Below are 19,678 nucleotides of genomic sequence, written 5' to 3'. Positions count from 1 at the left end.
TAACTTGGCTAAAAATCGTTGATCTTTAGCGATTGGCGGCGAATGCCGAGGTGTATCTGATTCTAACCGTGAACGAGTTCACGCCGCCAACCGTCCAGATCGGCGGGCTCAAGCTTGCCCATTTTACGAGCCGCGACAGTACCGTCCCCGCTCAAGACCAGCGTGAACGGCAGGCCGCCTGCTGTGTTGCCCAGGCTTTTTACCAGTTCCGTGCCCTGCAAACCGGCCAATCCGACCGGGTAACTGACCGGCGTTTTCTGGAGGAACTTGCGCACGGCGCTCGGCTGATCGATAGCCAAGCCTACGACTTGCCATCCGTTGCCGCTACTTTCGCGGAAGAAGCGGTCGATCATCGGCATTTCTTCTACGCACGGCGGACACCAGGTCGCCCAGAAGTTCAGCAGCAGCGGCTTGCCGCGAAGCTTGGAAAACTCCAGTTCGCCGCCTTCCGGGCGGTCGAAACGCTGTGCCCAGAAAGCCGCGTCGAGAGCTTCGCCCTTGCTGCCGCTCCCGCGCTCACGCCACCATGCGCCGCCCAGGCCCGCCGCTGCAGCCGCAACCGCCACGCCGCCATACATGAGGCGCCGCCGTGTGGGCGAAGAAATCATTCACTTGTCCTTTTCTCTTTCAATCAGCCGGCGCAGCGCGGCCAGGTCGCCGCGCGGCGTACGCCCTTGGGCGTCGGGCCGGAGCGCTCCGCGCAGGTCGTCGAGATCGTAGACCAGCAGGTGGACTCCAATCTCCTCGCCGAGCGCGCGGCTCGCGGCATGCACGCTCAAGGCCTCGACCTGCTCACCGTGAAACCCGGTAACCATCCGCGGCTCGTAGTCCACATGATGGTCGATGAGGGCAATTTCGGCCGACTTGGAATCATCGCAGAACAATTGAATATAAATGTCTGACAGCCGGGTGGCCGTGCCGTGCCAGACGGCTCCCCCGATGTGCGGCCGGAACGCCGCCATGCGCTCCATCCATTCGAGCGCGAGCAACCTCAGCGCATGCAGCTCCTGCGGCTGGGTATCGGCGCAATAAAGCGCGATGTAGTCACGCACTTCGGCCTCGACCTCGTCGTTGTTCGGCAGTGCCGTGCGCGACGAAAGCCCAAGGTCGCGCACCGCCCGGCGCTTGGCCGGGCCGTACTCCAGCCCCTCCTCGACGACGAGGCGGGCTGCGGTGGCGGCGATCTCACGCTTGGTGGTCGTGTCCATCGGAACATTTTGCCCGCACTACGCCGCCCTCACACCAAACATCAGTACAAAGGGCAAGGCCGCGGCGCGGCCGCGGCATGCGGCCTCCCTAGAATCGCCCGATGCACATTCATATTCTTGGCATCTGCGGCACGTTCATGGGCGGATTGGCCGCCCTGGCGCGCGAAGCGGGCCACCGGGTCACGGGCTGCGACGCCGGCGTGTACCCGCCCATGAGCGACCAGCTCCGGTCGCTCGGCATCGACCTGATCGAAGGCTTCGGTGCCGACCAGCTGGCACTTTCACCCGACATGTTCGTGGTCGGCAATGTGGTTTCGAGGGCCCGGCTGCCCGATGGCAGCCCCAAGTTTCCGCTGATGGAAGCCATCCTCGATGCCGGCAAGCCTTACACCAGCGGCCCGCAGTGGCTCGCCGAGCATGTGCTGCTGGGCCGCCACGTGCTTGCCGTGGCCGGAACCCATGGCAAGACCACCACCACGTCGATGCTGGCCTGGGTTCTCGAGCAGGGCGGCAAGGCCCCCGGCTTTCTGGTGGGCGGCGTTCCGCTCGACTTTGGCGTGTCTGCACGGCTTGGCGACGGACCGGCATTCGTCATCGAGGCGGACGAGTACGACACCGCCTTTTTCGACAAGCGCAGCAAGTTCGTGCACTACCGACCGCGCACGGCCATTCTCAACAACCTGGAATTCGATCACGCGGACATCTTCGACGACCTTGCCGCCATCGAACGGCAGTTCCATCACCTCGTTCGCACGGTGCCCGGCAGCGGCCGGCTTGTGGTGAACGCCACCGAAGAGAGCTTGCAGCGCGTGCTGAGCCAAGGCTGCTGGAGCGGGCTCGCCCGCTTTGGCGCTGGCGGTGAATGGCAGGCGCGCGGCACGCACGACGCCTTCGACGTGCTGTACCGGGGCGAGCCCGTGGGCCGCGTTGAATGGGAGCTTTCGGGCCTGCACAACCAGATGAACGCACTGGCCGCGATAGCCGCGGCCGAGCATGTGGGCGTTGCGCCGGCCGATGCCGCCAAGGCACTCGGCAGTTTTCGCAACGTGCGCCGACGCATGGAGTTGCGCGGCACGGTCGAGCGCAGCGGCGGCGCAATCACCGTCTACGACGACTTCGCCCATCACCCGACCGCCATCCGCACCACGCTCGACGGCTTGCGCAAAAAGCTCGACGAGGCCGGCAAGCAAGGCGAGCGCATCCTCGCGGCCTTCGAACCGCGCAGCAACACAATGAAGCTCGGCGTGATGGCAGCGCAGTTGCCGTGGAGCCTGGAAGCGGCCGACCTGTCCTTCTGCCACACCGCCGGGCTCGACTGGGACGCCGCCGCGGCCTTGGCCCCGATGGGCGGCCGCGCGCAGGTAGCCGATGCCGTCGAGCCGCTGGTCGCGCAGATCGTTGCCGCGGCGCGGCCTGGCGATCACATCGTCTGCATGAGCAACGGCGGCTTCGGCGGCGTGCACGACAAGTTGCTTGCAGCACTCCGCGCCGCGGCGGCACCATGACTGCCATGCGCGCCCGCGAACTGATCGAGAGCCTGAAGCTGCAGCCCCACCCCGAGGGCGGCTGGTACAGCGAGGTGTTCCGTTCGGCCGCGAGCGTGGTTCCCACCGATGGCCGCGCGCCGCGCAGCGCGCTCACCAGCATCTACTTTCTGCTGGAGGCCGGCCAGCATTCGCGCTGGCACCGGGTGCTGTCCGACGAAGTGTGGGTACACCTTGAAGGCGTGCCGCTGGCACTGTGGACGTGCGATGCCGCCATGCGCACCGCGCCGGCGCACGTGCGGCTGGGGCCGGTCGACGCACACGGCACGCGCCCGCAGCACGTGGTGCCGGCAGGCCAGTGGCAAGCCGCCCGGCCGATCCAGGGCCACACGAGCGGCGACTACACGCTGGTCGCGTGCATGGTGGGGCCGGGCTTCGACTTTGCCGATTTTTCAATGGTGCCGCCGGACAGCGATGAAGCCACCGCCATGCGAAACCACTGGCCCGAGCTGGCCGGGATGCTCTGATCCCGCCCAGCCGCCTTACCCGCGGCGCTGCTTGACTGCCTGTGAAAGCACGTCGAGCACCTGCACCGAATCGTCCCAGCCCAGGCACGCATCGGTAATGCTCTTGCCGTATTCGAGGCCCGCGATCTGGTCCTTGCCTGGCGTGAACTTCTGGGCGCCGGCTTGCAGGTGGCTCTCGACCATCACGCCGAACACGCGGTTCGATCCGCCCGCGATCTGGTTGGCGATGTCCTTGGCCACGTCGATCTGCTTCTGGTGCTGCTTGGAACTGTTGGCGTGGCTGCAGTCGACCATGAGCGTGGGCGGCAGCTTGGCGGCTTCGAGGTCCTTGCAGGCGGCCTCGACGCTCGCGGCGTCGTAGTTCGGCGCCTTGCCGCCGCGCAGGATAACGTGGCAGTCGCGGTTGCCGTTGGTCTGCACGATGGCCACCTGGCCGTTCTTGTGCACCGAGAGAAAGTGGTGGCCGCGCGCCGCCGCCTGGATGGCGTCGGTGGCGATGCGGATGTTCCCGTCGGTGCCGTTCTTGAAGCCGATGGGCGCGGAGAGACCCGAGGCCAGTTCGCGGTGCACCTGGCTTTCGGTGGTGCGCGCGCCGATGGCGCCCCAGGCGATCAGGTCGCCGATGTACTGCGGCGAAATCACGTCGAGAAACTCGCTGCCCGCCGGCAGGCCGAGCCGGTTGATGTCGATGAGCAGCTGGCGCGCAATGCGCAGGCCCTCGTCGATGCGGTAGCTTTCGTCCAGGTACGGATCGTTGATGAGGCCCTTCCAGCCCACCGTGGTGCGCGGCTTCTCGAAGTACACGCGCATGACGATTTCCAGCGTGCCGGCGTACTTTTCGCGCTCCACCTTCAGGCGGCGGGCGTATTCGAGCGCGGCGGCGGGGTCATGGATCGAGCACGGCCCCATGATCACCAGCAGCCTGTCGTCCTTGCCCGCCATGATGTTGTGGATGTTGCGGCGCGTGCCCTCGATCAGCGTTTCGACCGGCGTGCCGCGAATCGGAAAGAAGCGGATCAGATGTTCGGGAGGGGGCAGCACGTTGATGTCCTTGATGCGTTCGTCGTCGGTCTTGCTGGTTTTTTCGACGCTCGCATACCAGCTGTCGCTGGCGGGGGCAGTGTTCGTGCTCATGGTGCTTTTCCTTGTTGGAGTGAAATCGTCAGGGCATAAAAAAACCGCCGGGGGCTCTGGGCCACCGGCGGTTCTGGGAGGGTGTTCGTTTGCTTTACGCGCTCGCCTCTCGTCCGCCGGAAACCGGGAACCAAAAGTAGGCAAAGAAATAAGCGCGGAGGGCGGACATGTGGGCGAAATGTAGCACGGAAAACAAAAAGCCGGGCAAAGCCCGGCTCCGAACGCTTAGCGGTAGCCCGACTCGTTGGGGTTGTGGATGATCCAGATCAGGTTGCCGCCCGAGTAGTCGCCCATGCCGCCACCTGCAAAAACCAGCCGCCCCTGGCCCTTGTAGGTCATCTCGTAGCGGTGGCGGTCGCTGCCGAAGTAGAACGGAATGAAGGCCTTGCCCGTGACATAGGCGCCCTGGTCCGTCGGCTGGCCGGCGAGGTCGGTCACCTGCTTGGCGCTCATGCCGATCTGCAGGCGCGAGAACTTGCTGTTGCGTGCGGGAACACCCGTGATCTCGCCTTCGTAGCCGTTCAGGCCCTTGACGGTACGGCCGCTGCCGGCTTCGACCTTGGACGAATCAATGACGTTGCCCTTGGCGTCCATGCCGGCCTTGACGCCGCCGCGCGCCGGGGCGGCGGGTGCGCTGGCAGCGGGCGCCGACGCCGTGGGCTGGCTGTTGTCGCCCGAACCGCCGCGCGAAGCGCAACCTGCGGTTGCGAGCGCCACTGCGGCAGTTGCAGCCCACAGGGCTGCGGACGAATTGATCCTGATCCTCATCAAGTGCTCCTCTTTTTGAAAAATAAGGAGCCGAGCTTAGCAAGCTCTCAGGCCGTTCCGCCTACGGTCAAACCATCGATGCGCAGCGTAGGCTGGCCAACGCCCACGGGCACGCTCTGGCCTTCCTTGCCGCAAGTGCCCACGCCGGAATCGAGCGCCATGTCGTTGCCGATCATGGTCACGCGGGTGAGCGCGTCGGGGCCGTTGCCCACGATGGTCGCGCCCTTCACCGGGTACTGGATCTTGCCGTTCTCGACCCAGAAGGCCTCGCTCGCCGAGAACACGAACTTGCCGCTGGTGATGTCGACCTGGCCGCCGCCGAAGTTGGTGGCGTACAAGCCCTTCTTGATGCTGGCCACGATTTCCTTGGGGTCCTTGTCGCCGCCGAGCATGTAGGTGTTGGTCATGCGCGGCATCGGCACGTGGGCGTAGCTCTCGCGGCGGCCGTTGCCGGTGGGCTTGACCTTCATGAGGCGTGCGTTGAGCGAATCCTGGATGTAGCCCTTGAGGATGCCGTCTTCGATGAGCACGTTGCGCTGGCTTGCGTTGCCCTCGTCGTCCACGTTGAGCGAGCCGCGGCGGTCGGCAATGGTGCCGTCGTCCAGCACTGTGACGCCCTTGGCCGCCACGCGCTGGCCGATGCGGCCCGAGAACGCGCTCGAGCCCTTGCGGTTGAAGTCGCCTTCCAGCCCGTGGCCGATGGCTTCGTGCAGCAGAATGCCGGGCCAGCCGGAGCCGAGCACCACGGTCATTTCGCCGGCTGGCGCCGGACGGGCGTCGAGGTTGGTCAGCGCAGCCTTCACGGCTTGGTCAACGTATTCGGCAATCTGTTCGTCGGTGAAGTAGGCCAGGCCGAAACGCCCGCCCCCGCCGCCGGAGCCAACCTCGCGCCGGCCGTTCTGCTCGGCAATCACGGTCACCGACAGGCGCACCAGCGGCCGCACGTCGGCTGCCAGGGTGCCGTCGGCGCGCGCCACCAGCACCACGTCGTACTCGCTCGCCAGGCCGGCCATGACCTGCGCCACGCGCGGATCGCGCGAACGGGCGAGCTTCTCGACCCGCTCGAGCAACTTGACCTTGGCCGTGCTGTCGAGCGTGGAAATGGGATCGACGCCGTTATAGAGCGAGCGGCTCGAAGCAATCTTGCGAGCCGGCGTCTTCACGCGGCCAGTGCGGCCGGCGGAGGAAATGGAGCGGACCGTGCGGGCCGCGTCGAGCAGCGATGCCTCCGAAATATCGTCCGAATAGGCGAATGCGGTCTTCTCGCCGCTGACCGCGCGCACGCCGACGCCCTGGTCGATGCTGAAGCTGCCGGTCTTGACGATGCCCTCTTCGAGGCTCCAGCCCTCGCTGCGCGTGTACTGGAAGTACAGGTCGGCGTCGTCCACCTTGTGGGCGGTGATCTCGGCCAGTGCCTTGCTCAGGTGCGATTCGTCCAGGCCGAAGGGCGTGAGAAGGAGTTGTTGCGCCGTGGCAAGGCGCTCGATGGTAGGTTCGCGAGAGATCATTGACGGATTATTGCTCGCGCCCGGCTTCTGCGCTTCAGCGGGGGCGGGCCCGCTTGATCGCGCAGGAACTCGTCGGCCAGCTCGCGAAGGATGGCCAGTGCCGGCGCCTCGGTGCGGCGGGCGAGGGTCACCACCGCAAAGCGCGCCACGCGCGCCAGCGCCGGACGCACGTCGAGCTCCTGCAGATCGGGCGCCGCGGCACGAATGGCCAGCAGCACCGTGTCGCTGCTGCGCGCAACCTCGACCAGGCTCGGCACCTCTTCACATTGCAGCGTGACGCATGCCGAGGGATGCGCCTGCGGCCCGTGGGCCTCGACCAGGGCTGCCGCTACCTGATCGCTGAGCGGCGTGGAGGCGATGGGGTAGTTCTGCACGTCGGCAAAAACAACGTCTCCGCGCTTGCGTGCGAGCGGGTGGCCAGGCCGGCACATGAACACGCCGCGCATCTCGCGTACGGTGTCCAGCTTCAGGTCGGGCGCCGGCTTGAGCGAGAGTGCATCCACCACCAGCGCATCCAGCGTGCGGGCCCGCAGCGCCTGGAGGAGCATGTCGGTGTGTCCACGGGCCACTACCGTGCGGACCTTCGGGTGGCGCTCGGCCATGCGCATCAGCAACGGCGTCATCAGCATGGCACCGGGGCCCGAGCCCATGCCGACGCGCAGTTCGCCGCCCTCGGCATGGCCGACGAGGCGGCCGCTGCCGTGCAGGTCTTCCGCGTCGAGCACCAGTTGGCGCGCACGCTCGAGCGCCTGCTTGCCGAACGGCGTGAGTTCATTGCGGCGCCCCACCCTGTCGAACAGGGGCAGACCCAGTTCGTCTTCCAGCGCACGAATGCTGCGGCTGAGCGCCGGCTGCGTCAGGTGCATGACCTGCGCCGAAGCGCTGAAAGAGCCGGTGGCGGCCAGCGAGATCAGATGCCGAAGCTGCACCAGGGTCATGGGCACGGATGAACAAAAGAATGAGTTGAACTCATGCTAATGCAAAGAACAATGCATTGGACGAGGGGTTTTCGCGCCCCTAGGATGAATTGGCGCGCCCTTCTGCTGCGCTCACCGAATCGCCCTCAACCCACGAAAGCGACACACATGACGACGACGAAGTCCTTCTTCCGCAGGCGCAACCTGCTCGCCTGCGGCTTGCTGGCGGCCACCGGCGCCGCGGCACTCGCGCAGCAGCAGCCTTATCCGGCCAAGCCCATCAACCTCATGGTTCCGTATCCCGCGGGCGGGCCTTCCGATGCCACGGCGCGCATCTTCACGGTACCGCTGGGCCGCGAACTCGGGCAGCAGGTGATCGTGGAGAACCTGGGCGGCGTCAGCGGCGCCCTTGCCGCGCAGAAAGTGCTTTCCGCGCCGGCAGATGGCTACTACGTCTTTCAGGGCTCGCCCAACGAGGTCATCCTTTCGCCGCTCGCGAATGCGGCCGTGAAGCTCAAGGCCGAGGACTTTCGCCTGGTGGCACCGGTGGCCGAGGCGGTAATGGTGTTCGTGGCGCGCAAGGACCTGCCGGCCAACAGCGTCGACGAGCTCATTGCACTGGCCCGCAAGTCGTCCGCCGAGCCGCTGAGCTACGGCAGCGTAGGCATCGGCTCGCTCTACCACCTGCTGCTCGAAAAGGTACAGCTGCAGACGGGCATCAAGCTCAACCATGCGCCCTACAAGGGCAACGCGCCGCTGCTGCAGGACATCGGCGGGGGCCAGGTCGACTTCGCGGTGCTGGTCTACAGCGCGGCGATGGGAGCGCTGGCCGAGCAAGGCCGGCTAAAGGTGATCGGGCAACTGGGCGCTCGCCGCTCCGAACTCCTGAAGAACGTGCCCGCAATGAGCGAGAGCAAGGAACTCAAGGACTTCGACTACAAGACCTGGAGCGGCTTCCTGGTGCCCAGGAAGACGCCGGAGGACGTCGTGCAGCGCCTGCACAAGGCAATTGGCGCCACACTGGTCGATGCGGGCGTGCGCTCGCAGCTTGCGGCACAGACGCAGTTGGCCTCGGCCCCCACCTCGCTGGCCGAAGCACAGAAATTCTTCGAAAGCGAAACCGCACGCTACCGCGACATCGCAAAGTCCATCCACCTGCAACCCCAATAGGCACCACTGCATGAACAACCTGATTGAAGACTTGCAGCACCACGCCGAAGAATTCATCGGCATTCGCCGCGACATCCACCGCCACCCGGAACTGGCTTTCGGCGAACACCGCACCGCCGCGCTGGTCGCCGAGAAATTGCAGGCCTGGGGCTACGAGGTGGCACAGGGGCTGGGCGGCACCGGCGTGGTGGGCCGTCTGGTCCGCGGAGACGGAGCGCGGCGCCTGGGCATTCGCGCCGACATGGATGCATTGCCCATCGACGAGGCCACCGGCCTGCCCTACGCCAGCTGCAATCACGGCGTGATGCACGCCTGCGGCCACGACGGCCACACCGCAATGCTGCTGGCCGCGGCGCACCACCTGGCCGCGCGCGGGCGTTTCTCCGGCACGCTCAACCTGATCTTCCAGCCTGCCGAAGAAGGCGGCGGCGGCGCGCTTCGCATGATGGAAAACGGCCTGTTCGACAGGTATCCGTGCGACGCCATCTTTGCCATGCACAACATGCCGGGCCTCTCGCAAGGCCGGTTTTCGCTGCGCGAGGGTGCCGCCATGGCTTCTTCCGACTACGCCACCGTGGTGATCGAGGGCGTGGGAGGGCACGGCGCCATGCCGCACCGCACCGCCGACCCGGTGGTGGCGGCAGCCAGCATCGTCATGGCGCTGCAAAGCGTGGTCTCCCGCAATATCGACCCGCTCCAGATGGGCGTGGTCACGGTGGGTGCCATCCACGCGGGCAAGGCCAACAACGTGATTCCGGCCAGCGCGACGCTGGAGATCAGCATGCGGGCGCTCGACCGCGAGGTGCGCGCGCTGCTCGAAAATCGCGTAAAGGCCGTCATTGCCGCGCAGGCCGAGAGCTTCGGCTGCAAGGCCGTGATCGACTGGCGCAAGGGCTATGCGGTGCTGGTCAACACGCCGGCCGAAACGGATTTCGCGCGGCAGGTTGCGGTGGAACTGGTGGGAGCCGAATGCGTGACACCGCAAGGCCCGCCGCTGACTGGCAGCGAGGACTTCGCCTTCATGCTCGAACAGGTGCCGGGCAGCTACCTGCTGATAGGAAATGGCGACGGGGACAGTGCCGGGGCCTGCATGGTCCATAACCCTGGCTACGACTTCAACGACGACAACGTTGCGCTCGGAGCCGCGTATTGGGTGCTGCTGGCCGAGCGCTTCCTGGCCGGCACAGGCTGAAGCTAGTTCGACTGGGACAGCTTCCTGGCCCGGGCGATCGACATCAAGATGCCCAGCCCCAGCCCCAGCGTCACCATGGCAGTACCGCCGTAGCTGATGAACGGCAGCGGCACGCCCACCACGGGCAGGATGCCGCTCACCATGCCCATGTTGACGAAGGCATAGGTGAAGAAAATCATCGTCACCGCCCCGGCCAAGAGCCGGGAGAACAGCGTGGTGGCGTTGGTCGCAATGGCCAGCCCGCGAAAGATCAACAGGATGAAAGCCGCAATCAGCGCAAGGTTGCCCACGAGGCCGAATTCCTCGGAATACGCGGCAAAGATGAAGTCGGTGGTGCGTTCGGGAATGAATTCGAGGTGCGTCTGCGTGCCCTGCATGAACCCCTTGCCGCCCACGCCGCCCGAACCGATGGCGATCATCCCCTGGATGATGTGGAACCCCTTGCCCAGCGGATCCTTGCTCGGGTCGAGCAGTGTGCAAACGCGCTGCTTCTGGTAGTCGTGCAGCACCCGCCAATCGACGCCATCGGCGCACAGCTGCGACTCGAAGCCCACGATCAGCGTGATGGCCACGGCGCCAATCACCACTGGCGGCACGATGAGCTTCCACGGCAGCCCGGCGAAAAAGATCACCGCCAGACCGGCGGCAAGCACCAGCAGCGAAGTGCCCAGGTCGGGCTGCTTCATGATGAGCCCGACCGGAATGGCCAGCAGCACCGTGGCCACCACGAAATCGAGCGGCCTCAGCTGGCCCTCCCGGCGCTGGAACCACCAGGCCAGCATCAGCGGCATTGCAATCTTGAGGATTTCGCTGGGCTGGATCACCACGCCGACGTTGATCCAGCGCGTCGCGCCCTTTTTCGTGATTCCGAACAGCGCAACGGCAACCAGCAGCGACACCCCCGCCACGTAGAGCGGCACTGCGAACATCATCAACCGCTGCGGCGGCACCTGGGCCACCACGAACATGATGAAGCCGGCCAGCAGCATGTTGCGCCCATGATCCGCAAAGCGCGAGCCGTGGTCGTAACCCGACGAATACATGGTCAGCAACCCGGCAAATGCCAGCAACAGCACGGCAAAGGCCAGAAAGCCGTCGAAGCCCTGGAAGATGGGCGCGACGCGGCGCGCCAGGGAGGGCTGATTGAACACGGCGGACATGGGGCTGGATTATCCGCGCCCCGCAACGCCCGTCAGTCGAATTCGAGTTGAACGACCGTGCGCCCCACTCGGCTTTCGACCGCAAGCCGAGCGCCGACCGCGCCGGCCTGCTCCGCCAGCGCCCGGGGCACCCGCGCTGCGTCGAAGCCCCGTCCGTCATCGATCACGCGCAGTTGCACCGCGCCGGCCGCCGGTTGCGCCTCGATGCGGAGCGTTTTGGCCTGTGCATGCTGCAGCACGTTGGAAATGGCCTCGAAGAGCAGGAACTGCAGTTGCCGCATGCCCTGCGCGTCCAGCCCCCTGACCGTGGGCACCTCTTCCACGCCCCACTCCAGCCTGATGCCCGCGGCCGCAAGGCGCGGTTCCAGCCGGTAGCGCAGCGCCGCCAGCAGGGCGCCGACATCGCCCGGCGGCAGGTGAATGGAGTCGATGGACAGCTTGAGCTGGTCGAGCGAGTCCTGCAGGGTCCGCAGCAGCTCCTCGGGGCTGGTCTGGCCCGACTGCAGCTGCCGGATGGCCGAGCTGATGCGCGAACCCACGCCGTCATGCATGTCGCGCAGGATGCGTTCGCGCTCATGGGTGCGGGCCTGGTCGCGCGCCACCTGCTCCAGCGCCGCAAAGGTCGATGCAAGCTCGCGTTCGCGCTGCGCCACCCGCTCGGCCAAAGCCGCAACCGAACCCCGCGCCTCGATGCTTGCGGCGTGAAAGCGCCTGAGCACGATCAGCAGCAGTGCAACGCCGAAGAAAACGGACGAATAGCGCACCCAGGTGGTCTCGCCGTAGGAGTCGCTCAGGCGAATCACCAGCCAGTCCCTGATGCCGAAGCCCAGCGTTACCAGCGCGGCGGCCGCCACCAGCAGGCGCTCCATGGTCGGCCGCCTGACCGTCCCCACCACAAAGGCCGAGACGAACAGCGTGATGAACACGATTTCTCCCGCGAGCCAGCCGGTGAGCCAGTACGGCTCTTCACGGAACAGCGCCATCGAGCTGGCGCCGATGGTTCCGGCCACCACGCCCGCCATGGGCCAGCGCAGCCAGCGCAAGCGGGGCCGGCCGTCCCAACCCGCAAGGTGATAGCAGAACATCATGGCGGAGGCCATCCAGCCGGCGTAGCAGGCGGCCATGAGCACACCCCAGGCCGGCCAGGGAAGGGGCGGTTCGGCAATCACGCCGTCGGCCACCCGCAGGGCCCAGCAGAATTCGGCGAGCGCGGCCCAGAAATAGATGCTTTCGCGCCGATGCCCCGCCACGGCTTCGACATCGACCTGCGTAAGCCACAGCGCCAGTGCAATGCCCCCGACGATGAGACTGAAAGCGGTCAGGAGCACCGAGCCGGTAAAACGCCAGCCATAGGCACTCTCGAATAGATCGGTGCGTACCGGCGTGGCCGGCCCGATGGTCACGCGCGACAGACCCGCCCGCCGGGCGCCGTCGGCGCGGATGCGAATCCGGATATGGTTGTCGCCCGCCTTCAACAGGTGCCCGGGAACCGGCACGTAGATGGGCGCCTTGGCGTAGTCAGCGCCGTTGCCGCGGCCGAGGTCGCCATAGACCTGGAGCAACGCGTCGTTGAGCGACACCTCGAACACGTTGCCGGCACGGGGAATGAAGATGCCCCACGGCGTCTCGGGCACAGCATCGAGCGTAAAAGGCAGCTCGAAGCTCGCGAAGCCGGGGCGACCCTGGTGCTTGCGATCCCAGTGATAAGAAAGCTCGACCGCCGCCGTGTGCGTGGCGCCGTCGACAGTGACGGTCGCCGTGCCGCTGCGCAGTTCAATGGGGCCTTCCGCCGCTGCGGCGCCCGCCGCTGCCATCAAGGCTACCGCGAACCAAAGCGCGAGCAGCGCCCCCCACGGCTTTGCGAACAGGCCCCCCGCCACACGGTTCACCCGGGATGGGAAAGCAGGCCGAGCCGCGTGGCCTCGAACACCGCCTCGCTCTTGGAGTGCACCGCCAGCTTGCCGTAGAGATTCTTGATGTGGGTCTGCACCGTGTGCACGCTCAAGCTCTTGAGCCGGGCGATTTCCGCGTAGGAAAAGCCGCGCGCTATGAGCGTCAGCACCTCGTGTTCGCGAGCGGAGAGCAGGCTGGGCGCTGCGCTGTCGGCAGCCGCCTGGGGCACTGCCGCGACGGGCGTGCCCGCCAGTTGCAAGCTGCGGTACTTGGCAAGAACCCGCCGCGCGATCATGGGCGAGATCGGCGAGGCGCCGGCCTTCATCTCGACGATGGTCTGCGCAATGTCCTCGGGCGCCGCGTCCTTGTGGATGTAGCCGACCGCACCGGCCTCGATGCTGGAAAGCACGTTTTCCTCGTCCCCGAAGACAGAGATCACCAGCGGCTCGCAGCCCGGAAAGCGCGCAACAGCCTCGCGGATCACGTCCAGCCCGCTTCCGTCGGGCATGCCAAGGTCGACCAGCAGCACGTCGGGAATGGTGGCCGTCTGGGCAAGCCACGCCAGCGCCTCTTGCACGGTACCGGCGCTTCCCAGCCAGAAGAGGCTCGGGCTGCGCTGCACGCTGGCCTCGAAGAAGGCACGCGCGCGGCTGTCGTCCTCGACCACGAGGACGCCCCAGCGGCGCGCAGTTCCGGCATCAAGAGCCTCGATATTCATGGGCTTTAGCATAAGCCGCCGGGCCCATTCAAAAGGCCGCGGCGCCTCCCATCTTCATGGGATGCAGGCACCGGCGCGGGCCGCGAAACTTCGCCGCCTTGCAAAAATGCAACACGACCCGATCGACTTGGCCGTTTTTGGCGCGCCAGCTGAGTACTTTCGGGTTCCGAGACAAGGCCAGAGCCACTCGGATGCAGAAAATTCCGCGCCCCGGAGACCCCAGTGGTAAACAATCAGCTTCCCGTACGAAGCCTGCGTGCGAGAAGAGCCCTTACCGGTAGCCGCGCCACGCACACGGACCTCATGCAAAATTACCCGGCTCCTTCCATGGAGTTGCGTCGAACGCAACACTTTCAGTCTCCGCCTCGCATGGATCCGAAAACCACTCACCTGTTGTATCTGCATGGTTTCCGCTCCTCGCCGCGCTCGACCAAGGCGCGGCTGATGGCGCGCCGCGTGGCGACGGAGCATCCCGACCTGCAGTGGTGGTGCCCGCAATTGCCGCCCTCCCCGCGCGAGGCGATCGACATGGTGATGAAAGGCATTGCAGACTGGCCGCGCAAGTCGATGGCCGTTGTCGGCTCTTCGCTCGGCGGCTTCTATGCCACCTACGTTGCGGGAATGACGCGCTGCCGCACCGTGCTGCTCAACCCCGCCGTGCACCCCGCACGCGACCTGCAGCTCTATATCGGCGACCAGACCACGTGGCACGACCCGGCCGAGCACTTCTATTTCCGGCCCGAGTACATCCAGGAGCTGCGCACCATGGAGGTGGGCGCCCTCACGCGCCCCGAGCGCGTGCTGGCCATCATCGCCAAGGGCGACGAGGCGCTCGACTGGCATGAGATGTCCGCACGCTACCCGGACAGCAATATCAAGCTGCTCGAAGGGGGCGACCATGCGCTGTCCGATTTCGAACAGAACCATCTGGACGACATCATCGAGTTCATCAACCCGGTCTGAGTCCCTCCGGCGCCGAGCGGCGCGCCAGGTCCAGCGTGGGACAATCGGCTCATGTTTGTATTGTTTGAAGAAGCCGGCAAGTACCTCGGCGGCCGCGTGCTGTCGGAGGCCGAAGCATCGGCGCAGGTCGAGCTCGACACCGGCAAGCGCGTCAAGGTCAAGGGCGCCAACATCGTCCTGCGTTTCGAGAAACCGGCCCCGGCCGAGCTGATTGCCGAAGCGCGTGCCATCGCGGCCACGATGGACCTCGACTTGGCGTGGGAATTCGCGGCCGAGGGCGAATTCGGCTTTGCCGAGCTGGCCGCCGACTATTTCAGCGACAAGCCCACGCTCGCGCAGCAGGCCGCCGCGCTTTTCGCGCTGTTCGAGGCGCCGCACTACTTTCGCCGCGCGGGCAAGGGGCGCTTCAAGAAGGCGCCGGCCGAAATCGTGCAGCAGGCGCTGGCCGCCATCGAAAAGAAAAAACTCGTCCAGGCGCAAATCGTCGAATGGGCCGGCCAGCTGGCCGAAGGCATTTGCCCGCAGCCCATTCGCGAGCAGCTCTACAAGATCCTGTTCAAGCCCGACAAGAACGCGCCCGAATACAAGGCCGTGGTCGACGCCGCGCGCGCCACGCAGCGCCCGCCGCTCGATCTGCTGGAGCGGGCCGGCGCCATCGACTCGCCCTACCAGTTTCACTGGCGCCGCTTTCTTTTCGAGAATTTTCCCAAGGGCACGGGCTTTCCGGCACTCGCCGCACCCGCCATCGTGGACGACCTGCCGCTGGCCGCCGGCGTGCAAGCCTTCTCGATCGACGATTCGCAAACCACCGAAATCGACGACGCGCTGTCGGTCCAGGGCCTGGGCAGCGGCACGGTCACGGTCGGCATCCATATTGCCGCGCCGGGCCTCGCCCTCACGCCCGGCAGCGCCATCGACCAAGTGGCACGCGCACGCATGTCCACGGTCTACATGCCGGGCCACAAGATCACCATGCTGCCTGACGAGGTGGTCAGCGCCTACACACTGCTCGAAGGCGGCGACCGCCCGGCGGTGTCGCTCTACGCGCGCTTCGACGAAGCCACGCTCGAGCTGCAATCGACCGAGACCAAGCTCGAACGCGTGCCCATCGTCGCCAACCTGCGGCACGACCAGCTCGACAGCATCGTCACCCAGCCCTGGCTCGAAGACGCGTCTTTCACGAACGAGAACACGCCCGAGGCTGCTGCAAAGCTGCGTGCCCCGCTCTCCTTCCTGTTCCGTCTCGCAAAGCAGCTGAAGGCCCAGCGCGAAGTGGTGCGCGGCAAGCCCGAGAACTTCAACCGGCCCGACTACAACTTTCGCCTGGTCGGCAATGACGGCGAGCCGGATGGCAGCGAGCAGGTGCAGATCACCACGCGCCAGCGCGGCGCGCCGCTCGACCTGATCGTGTCCGAGGCCATGATCCTGGCCAACAGCAGCTGGGGCGGCTGGCTCGGCGAGCTCGGCGTGCCCGGGCTCTACCGCAGCCAGGCGAGCCTGGCGCCGGGCATCAAGGTGCGCATGGGCACGCGGGCGCTGCCGCATGCGGGCCTGGGCGTGAAGAGCTATGCCTGGAGCACCTCGCCGCTGCGCCGCTACACCGACCTGGTGAACCAGTGGCAGATCATCGCAGCCGCGCGCCACGGCAAGACTGCCGCGCTGGCCGCGCCTTTCAAGCCGAAGGACGCCGACCTGTTCTCGATTCTCTCGGGCTTCGACGCCGCCTACGCGACCTACAACGCCTACCAGGGCGGCATGGAACGCTTCTGGACGCTCAAGTACCTGGAGCAGCAAGGCATCACCGAGCTTGAAGTCACCGTCATCAAGGACATCCAGAACGGCGCGCTGGTGCGTGCGGACACGCTGCCGCTGGTGTTCCCGGTGGCGGGCCAGCAGGAGCGCGGTGCGCGCCTTCGCGTAAAGCTCGGCGAGATCGACGAAATTGCGCTCGACGTGCACGGCACGGTGCTCGAGCGCCTCGACGCGCCCAAGGCGGATGCCGCAACCGAAGAGGAAGGCGGCGACGAGGAAGAAGAAGTGGCCGGCCCCATTGCCATTGCGGTCGATCTCACCGACAGCGAGCCGGCCCCGGAGAACACGCCGGCATAAGTGCGGCGCGGAACATACAAAAAACATTCAATGAGCCGCGAGGAGCGTCGTCAATGAACTTCAGGGATCTGAGCACGCTGCAGATCGCACTCGGTGTGTCGGTCATCGCGCACGCCGCACTTCTGACGGTGCGTTTCGTCGACCCTGAATCGTTCAACCGGGTCTTCAGCGACACGCCGCTCGAGGTAATCCTGGTCAACAGCAAGACCAACGACAAGCCCGACGCCACGGCCCGGGTCATGGCGCAAACCTCGCTGGCGGGCGGCGGCGACCTCGAACGGGGCCGTGCCACCAGCCCGCTGCCGCCTTCGAGCTTTACCGCCGTGGGCGACTCCGCCGAGGAAGCGCAGCGCCAGGTCGAGGCCATGCAGGCGCAGCAGATGCAACTGCTCGCGCAGCTCAAGCGCGACCTGGCCGCCATGCCCGCCCCCGACCCGCGCGTTTCGGGCGATCCCAAAGAGGCCGTGGCACGCGAGGAAAAGCGGCGCCAGATGGTCGAGCTGCTGGCCGAGATCGAACGGCGTGTGAACGAAGAAAACGCCCGCCCCAAGAAGCGCTACCTGAGCCCTTCCACGCGCGAGGCGGCCTATGCCATCTACGTGGACACGCTGCGCCGCCGCATCGAGGTGCGGGGCACCGAGAACTTTCCCACGGCCGCCGGCAAGAAGCTCTACGGCCAGCTCAAGATGACGATCACCATCAACCACGACGGCAAGATCCTCGACACCGTGGTCGACGAAAGCTCGGGCGACGTCACCCTCGACCGGCGCGCCAAGGCCATCGTGCACAGCATCGGCAACTTCGGCAAGTTCACCGATGCAATGCGCAAGCAGACCGACCAGATCGTGCTGCAGTCGCGTTTCAAGTTCACACGCGACGAAACCATCGAGCTCTCTTCTCAATAGCAACCCAACAGCAACAACTGCGAACCACGGCGCCATGGACCTGTACTGCGTAATGGGCAACCCCGTCGAGCACAGCCGCTCGCCCCGCATCCATGCCCGATTTGCCGAGCTCTGCGGCCAGCAGCAGATGGCATACACCCGCCGGCTCGTGCCGATCGGTGCCTTTGCCGAAGGCGTCGCCAGCTTTCGGCGAGAAGCCGCTGAGCAGGGCAACGTCGCGCGCGGCTGCAATGTCACGGTGCCGTTCAAGTTCGACGCGGCCGCGCTTGCGCAGCACACCAGCGAACGCGCGCAGCTTGCGCAGGCGGTGAACATGCTGCGCTTCGAAGCGGACGGCAGCATTCATGCCGACAACACCGACGGCATCGGCCTGGTCAACGATATCGTGCGCAACGCCGCCGTACCTTTGGCAGGCTGCGAGCTGCTGCTCATCGGCGCAGGCGGCGCTGCAGCGGGCGTGCTGGGGCCGCTGCTCGATGCGGGCGCCTCGCGCATCGTGGTGGCCAACCGAACCGTCGGCAAGGCCATGGCCCTGGTGCAGCGACATGCGGCCTTGGCATTGCGCCACGGCGCCACGCTGGAAGCATGGGCGCTCGACGAAGTACCCGGCAATTTCGACGTGGTGATCAACGCCACCGCCTCCAGCCTTGCGGGCGATGCGGTGCCGGTGCGTGCGCAGGTGCTGCGCCCCGGCGCGCTCGCGGTCGACCTGATGTACGGGCCTGCCGCCGCCGGCTTCATTGCCTGGGCCGAAGCGCACGGCGCCGCAGGGCGCGACGGACTCGGCATGCTGGTCGAGCAAGCGGCCGAAGCCTTCGAGGCCTGGCGCGGCGTGCGCCCGCCCGCCGCACAGGTGCTGGCCGAACTGCGCGCCTCCCTCGCCGCCGGCCAATGAAGGGGCTGCTGCGGCTGATCGGCTGCCTGCTGGTGGCGGGCGTGGCGCTCGAGCTTTTCTTTGTGGCGCGCATCGCGGCCATGGCCGTGATCGCTCCGCAGAGCACGGCGTTCCAGCGCTCCGAAGCCTGGCAGATTGCGATTCACCAGGGCAGCAAGGGCGCTTGGCGCCAGGAGTGGGTGCCCTACGCGCAGATCAGCGACAACCTCAAGCGTGCGGTCATCGCCAGCGAGGATGCCGACTTCATCGACCACAACGGCGTGGAGTGGGAAGCCATCGAGCGCGCCCGGCAACGCAATGCCAAGGCCGAAGAGCTCGCGGCCCGGCGCGCGGCGCGTGCCATTGCGCGCGGCAAGCCGGTGCGGCCGGTGCAGCTGCGGGGCGGCTCCACCATCACGCAGCAGCTCGCAAAGAACCTGCTGCTCTCCGGCGAGCGCACACTACTGCGCAAGGGCCAGGAGCTGGTGCTTGCCATGACGCTCGAGGTGCTGCTCGACAAGCGGCGCATCCTCGAGATCTATCTCAACAACGTGGAATGGGGCGAAGGCGTGTTCGGCGCCGAAGCCGCAGCCCAGTACTACTTCAAGAAACCCGCCTCACGCCTGAGCGCGGGCGAAGCCGCACGCCTGGCGGTGATGCTGCCGAGTCCCAAGTTCTTCGAGCGCCGGCTGGGGTCTTCTTCTTACCTCAGCGGGCGGGCTTCGACGATCGTGGCGCGGATGCCTGCAACCGAGCTGCCCTGATAGCGCCATACAGCGCTTCGATGGCCAGCACGGCCGCAAAGCCGATCAGGTAGGCCGCCACGTCCCACCAGTCGGCCGTGCTGCCGAGCACGATGCGCAGCGTGCGATTCGGAATGTGCAGGTGCCAGGCCGATGCCAGTAACTGCCCCAGTTCGACCGCCAGGCCCACGCCCAACGCGGCCAGCGCCAAGGGCAGAACGCGCGCGGCAATGAAAGTCTTGAAGACGACGTACACCCATGCCACGGCCAGCACGTCGCCGAAGAAACTCCGCAGCCAGCCCCAGCGCGCGCCGACGGTGGCCAGCAGCACGAGAACAAAGAACAGGGCCACCGCCCACACCAGAGAAAGAGGATCGAAACGCCATCGCATGACCCGTATCATCG

Annotated in this window: 19 protein-coding genes; 9 read left to right on the top strand and 10 right to left on the bottom strand. The window is 66.4% G+C overall.

Translation table 11 applies throughout. The features are described 5' to 3' along the window. Positions 1–62: 62 nt before the first annotated feature. On the bottom strand, positions 63–608 hold the full coding sequence (locus tag QHG62_RS23015) for a TlpA family protein disulfide reductase (protein WP_281147947.1): 546 nt from the start codon (positions 606–608) through the stop codon (positions 63–65). Beyond that, on the bottom strand, positions 609–1,208 hold the full coding sequence (locus tag QHG62_RS23010) for a hypothetical protein (RefSeq protein WP_157612065.1): 600 nt from the start codon (positions 1,206–1,208) through the stop codon (positions 609–611). A 101-nt stretch (positions 1,209–1,309) separates the two neighbouring features. On the opposite strand from QHG62_RS23010, the gene mpl reads away from it, so the two are divergent. Both mpl and QHG62_RS23000 read left to right on the top strand, forming a co-directional pair. Next, positions 1,310–2,713 carry a UDP-N-acetylmuramate:L-alanyl-gamma-D-glutamyl-meso-diaminopimelate ligase gene (mpl, locus tag QHG62_RS23005; protein WP_281147946.1) on the top strand — a complete coding sequence of 468 codons (1,404 nt, stop codon included), beginning with the start codon at positions 1,310–1,312 and terminating at the stop codon, positions 2,711–2,713. Further along, positions 2,710–3,219 carry a cupin domain-containing protein gene (locus tag QHG62_RS23000; protein WP_281147945.1) on the top strand — a complete coding sequence of 170 codons (510 nt, stop codon included), beginning with the start codon at positions 2,710–2,712 and terminating at the stop codon, positions 3,217–3,219. Before mpl ends, QHG62_RS23000 begins: the two co-directional genes overlap by 4 nt. 15 nt (positions 3,220–3,234) lie before the next feature. Here QHG62_RS23000 and QHG62_RS22995 read toward each other — a convergent pair whose 3' ends face one another. The 4 genes from QHG62_RS22995 to QHG62_RS22980 all read right to left on the bottom strand — a co-directional run bounded on the left by QHG62_RS22995 (position 3,235) and on the right by QHG62_RS22980 (position 7,567). After that, entirely contained in the window at positions 3,235–4,353 is a 1,119-nt protein-coding gene (locus tag QHG62_RS22995; protein WP_281147944.1) for a 3-deoxy-7-phosphoheptulonate synthase, read from the bottom strand. A 225-nt stretch (positions 4,354–4,578) separates the two neighbouring features. Next, complete coding sequence (locus QHG62_RS22990) at positions 4,579–5,121, bottom strand: hypothetical protein (protein WP_281147943.1); 543 nt, start codon at positions 5,119–5,121, stop codon at positions 4,579–4,581. A gap of 47 nt (positions 5,122–5,168) precedes the next feature. After that, positions 5,169–6,629 (bottom strand): metalloprotease TldD, encoded by a 1,461-nt coding sequence (gene tldD / locus QHG62_RS22985; protein WP_281147942.1) that lies wholly within the window; start codon positions 6,627–6,629, stop codon positions 5,169–5,171. After that, a complete protein-coding gene (locus QHG62_RS22980) occupies positions 6,626–7,567 on the bottom strand; it encodes a LysR family transcriptional regulator (protein ID WP_281151784.1) in 942 nt (313 codons plus the stop codon). The genes tldD and QHG62_RS22980 overlap by 4 nt, the downstream gene beginning before the upstream one ends. Positions 7,568–7,714: 147 nt before the next feature. Here QHG62_RS22980 and QHG62_RS22975 point away from each other — a divergent pair, with 147 nt between their 5' ends. Both QHG62_RS22975 and QHG62_RS22970 read left to right on the top strand, forming a co-directional pair. Beyond that, positions 7,715–8,716, top strand: coding sequence for a tripartite tricarboxylate transporter substrate binding protein (locus QHG62_RS22975; RefSeq protein ID WP_281147941.1), 1,002 nt, complete (start codon positions 7,715–7,717; stop codon positions 8,714–8,716). Positions 8,717–8,726: 10 nt separating this feature from the next. Further along, on the top strand, positions 8,727–9,908 hold the full coding sequence (locus QHG62_RS22970) for a M20 aminoacylase family protein (RefSeq protein ID WP_281147940.1): 1,182 nt from the start codon (positions 8,727–8,729) through the stop codon (positions 9,906–9,908). Between the two features lie 2 nt (positions 9,909–9,910). Here the strand turns inward: QHG62_RS22970 and rodA are convergent, their stop codons facing one another. Genes rodA through QHG62_RS22955 form a run of 3 tightly spaced genes read right to left on the bottom strand, consistent with a single transcriptional unit; the run spans position 9,911 to position 13,691 of the window. Further along, the gene (rodA, locus tag QHG62_RS22965; RefSeq protein ID WP_281147939.1) at positions 9,911–11,068 is read right to left on the bottom strand and encodes a rod shape-determining protein RodA; all 1,158 of its coding nucleotides are present in this window, start codon (positions 11,066–11,068) and stop codon (positions 9,911–9,913) included. Positions 11,069–11,100: 32 nt separating this feature from the next. Beyond that, a complete protein-coding gene (locus tag QHG62_RS22960; protein WP_281147938.1) occupies positions 11,101–12,957 on the bottom strand; it encodes a sensor histidine kinase in 1,857 nt (618 codons plus the stop codon). Then, positions 12,954–13,691, bottom strand: coding sequence for a response regulator transcription factor (locus QHG62_RS22955; protein WP_281147937.1), 738 nt, complete (start codon positions 13,689–13,691; stop codon positions 12,954–12,956). The genes QHG62_RS22960 and QHG62_RS22955 overlap by 4 nt, the downstream gene beginning before the upstream one ends. A 357-nt stretch (positions 13,692–14,048) precedes the next feature. On the opposite strand from QHG62_RS22955, the gene QHG62_RS22950 reads away from it, so the two are divergent. Genes QHG62_RS22950 through QHG62_RS22930 form a run of 5 tightly spaced genes read left to right on the top strand, consistent with a single transcriptional unit; the run spans position 14,049 to position 19,294 of the window. Beyond that, positions 14,049–14,642, top strand: a complete 594-nt coding sequence (locus QHG62_RS22950) for a YqiA/YcfP family alpha/beta fold hydrolase (RefSeq protein WP_281147936.1) — start codon at positions 14,049–14,051, stop codon at positions 14,640–14,642. A 51-nt stretch (positions 14,643–14,693) separates the two neighbouring features. Continuing rightward, positions 14,694–16,751 carry a ribonuclease catalytic domain-containing protein gene (locus QHG62_RS22945; RefSeq protein ID WP_281147935.1) on the top strand — a complete coding sequence of 686 codons (2,058 nt, stop codon included), beginning with the start codon at positions 14,694–14,696 and terminating at the stop codon, positions 16,749–16,751. A gap of 53 nt (positions 16,752–16,804) precedes the next feature. Next, positions 16,805–17,656, top strand: a complete 852-nt coding sequence (locus QHG62_RS22940; RefSeq protein WP_281147934.1) for an energy transducer TonB — start codon at positions 16,805–16,807, stop codon at positions 17,654–17,656. Between the two features lie 34 nt (positions 17,657–17,690). Beyond that, positions 17,691–18,551 carry a shikimate dehydrogenase gene (aroE, locus tag QHG62_RS22935; RefSeq protein WP_281147933.1) on the top strand — a complete coding sequence of 287 codons (861 nt, stop codon included), beginning with the start codon at positions 17,691–17,693 and terminating at the stop codon, positions 18,549–18,551. Next, the gene (locus QHG62_RS22930) at positions 18,548–19,294 is read left to right on the top strand and encodes a transglycosylase domain-containing protein (RefSeq protein WP_281147932.1); all 747 of its coding nucleotides are present in this window, start codon (positions 18,548–18,550) and stop codon (positions 19,292–19,294) included. The genes aroE and QHG62_RS22930 overlap by 4 nt, the downstream gene beginning before the upstream one ends. Here QHG62_RS22930 and QHG62_RS22925 read toward each other — a convergent pair. Then, the gene (locus QHG62_RS22925; protein ID WP_281151782.1) at positions 19,239–19,676 is read right to left on the bottom strand and encodes a DUF2809 domain-containing protein; all 438 of its coding nucleotides are present in this window, start codon (positions 19,674–19,676) and stop codon (positions 19,239–19,241) included. The genes QHG62_RS22930 and QHG62_RS22925 overlap by 56 nt on opposite strands. Positions 19,677–19,678: the final 2 nt, after the last annotated feature.

This window comes from Variovorax paradoxus, assembly GCF_029919115.1.
Taxonomy (GTDB): domain Bacteria; phylum Pseudomonadota; class Gammaproteobacteria; order Burkholderiales; family Burkholderiaceae_C; genus Variovorax; species Variovorax paradoxus_O.
Note: the sequence above shows the minus strand (reverse complement) of the source record. Positions and strands in the feature narration are given on the sequence as shown.

Excerpts from the sequence above, each read along its gene's own strand:
- rodA (WP_281147939.1), bottom strand. The coding sequence starts at position 11,068 with ATGTCCGCCGTGTTCAATCAGCCCTCCCTGGCGCGCCGCGTCGCGCCC.
- QHG62_RS22940 (WP_281147934.1), top strand. The coding sequence starts at position 16,805 with ATGAACTTCAGGGATCTGAGCACGCTGCAGATCGCACTCGGTGTGTCG.
- aroE (WP_281147933.1), top strand. The coding sequence starts at position 17,691 with ATGGACCTGTACTGCGTAATGGGCAACCCCGTCGAGCACAGCCGCTCG.
- QHG62_RS22930 (WP_281147932.1), top strand. The coding sequence starts at position 18,548 with ATGAAGGGGCTGCTGCGGCTGATCGGCTGCCTGCTGGTGGCGGGCGTG.
- QHG62_RS22970 (WP_281147940.1), top strand. The coding sequence starts at position 8,727 with ATGAACAACCTGATTGAAGACTTGCAGCACCACGCCGAAGAATTCATC.
- QHG62_RS22925 (WP_281151782.1), bottom strand. The coding sequence starts at position 19,676 with ATGATACGGGTCATGCGATGGCGTTTCGATCCTCTTTCTCTGGTGTGG.
- QHG62_RS22995 (WP_281147944.1), bottom strand. The coding sequence starts at position 4,353 with ATGAGCACGAACACTGCCCCCGCCAGCGACAGCTGGTATGCGAGCGTC.
- QHG62_RS23015 (WP_281147947.1), bottom strand. The coding sequence starts at position 608 with ATGATTTCTTCGCCCACACGGCGGCGCCTCATGTATGGCGGCGTGGCG.
- QHG62_RS22950 (WP_281147936.1), top strand. The coding sequence starts at position 14,049 with ATGGATCCGAAAACCACTCACCTGTTGTATCTGCATGGTTTCCGCTCC.
- QHG62_RS23010 (WP_157612065.1), bottom strand. The coding sequence starts at position 1,208 with ATGGACACGACCACCAAGCGTGAGATCGCCGCCACCGCAGCCCGCCTC.
- tldD (WP_281147942.1), bottom strand. The coding sequence starts at position 6,629 with ATGATCTCTCGCGAACCTACCATCGAGCGCCTTGCCACGGCGCAACAA.
- QHG62_RS22945 (WP_281147935.1), top strand. The coding sequence starts at position 14,694 with ATGTTTGTATTGTTTGAAGAAGCCGGCAAGTACCTCGGCGGCCGCGTG.
- QHG62_RS22990 (WP_281147943.1), bottom strand. The coding sequence starts at position 5,121 with ATGAGGATCAGGATCAATTCGTCCGCAGCCCTGTGGGCTGCAACTGCC.
- mpl (WP_281147946.1), top strand. The coding sequence starts at position 1,310 with ATGCACATTCATATTCTTGGCATCTGCGGCACGTTCATGGGCGGATTG.
- QHG62_RS22980 (WP_281151784.1), bottom strand. The coding sequence starts at position 7,567 with ATGACCCTGGTGCAGCTTCGGCATCTGATCTCGCTGGCCGCCACCGGC.
- QHG62_RS23000 (WP_281147945.1), top strand. The coding sequence starts at position 2,710 with ATGACTGCCATGCGCGCCCGCGAACTGATCGAGAGCCTGAAGCTGCAG.
- QHG62_RS22955 (WP_281147937.1), bottom strand. The coding sequence starts at position 13,691 with ATGCTAAAGCCCATGAATATCGAGGCTCTTGATGCCGGAACTGCGCGC.
- QHG62_RS22975 (WP_281147941.1), top strand. The coding sequence starts at position 7,715 with ATGACGACGACGAAGTCCTTCTTCCGCAGGCGCAACCTGCTCGCCTGC.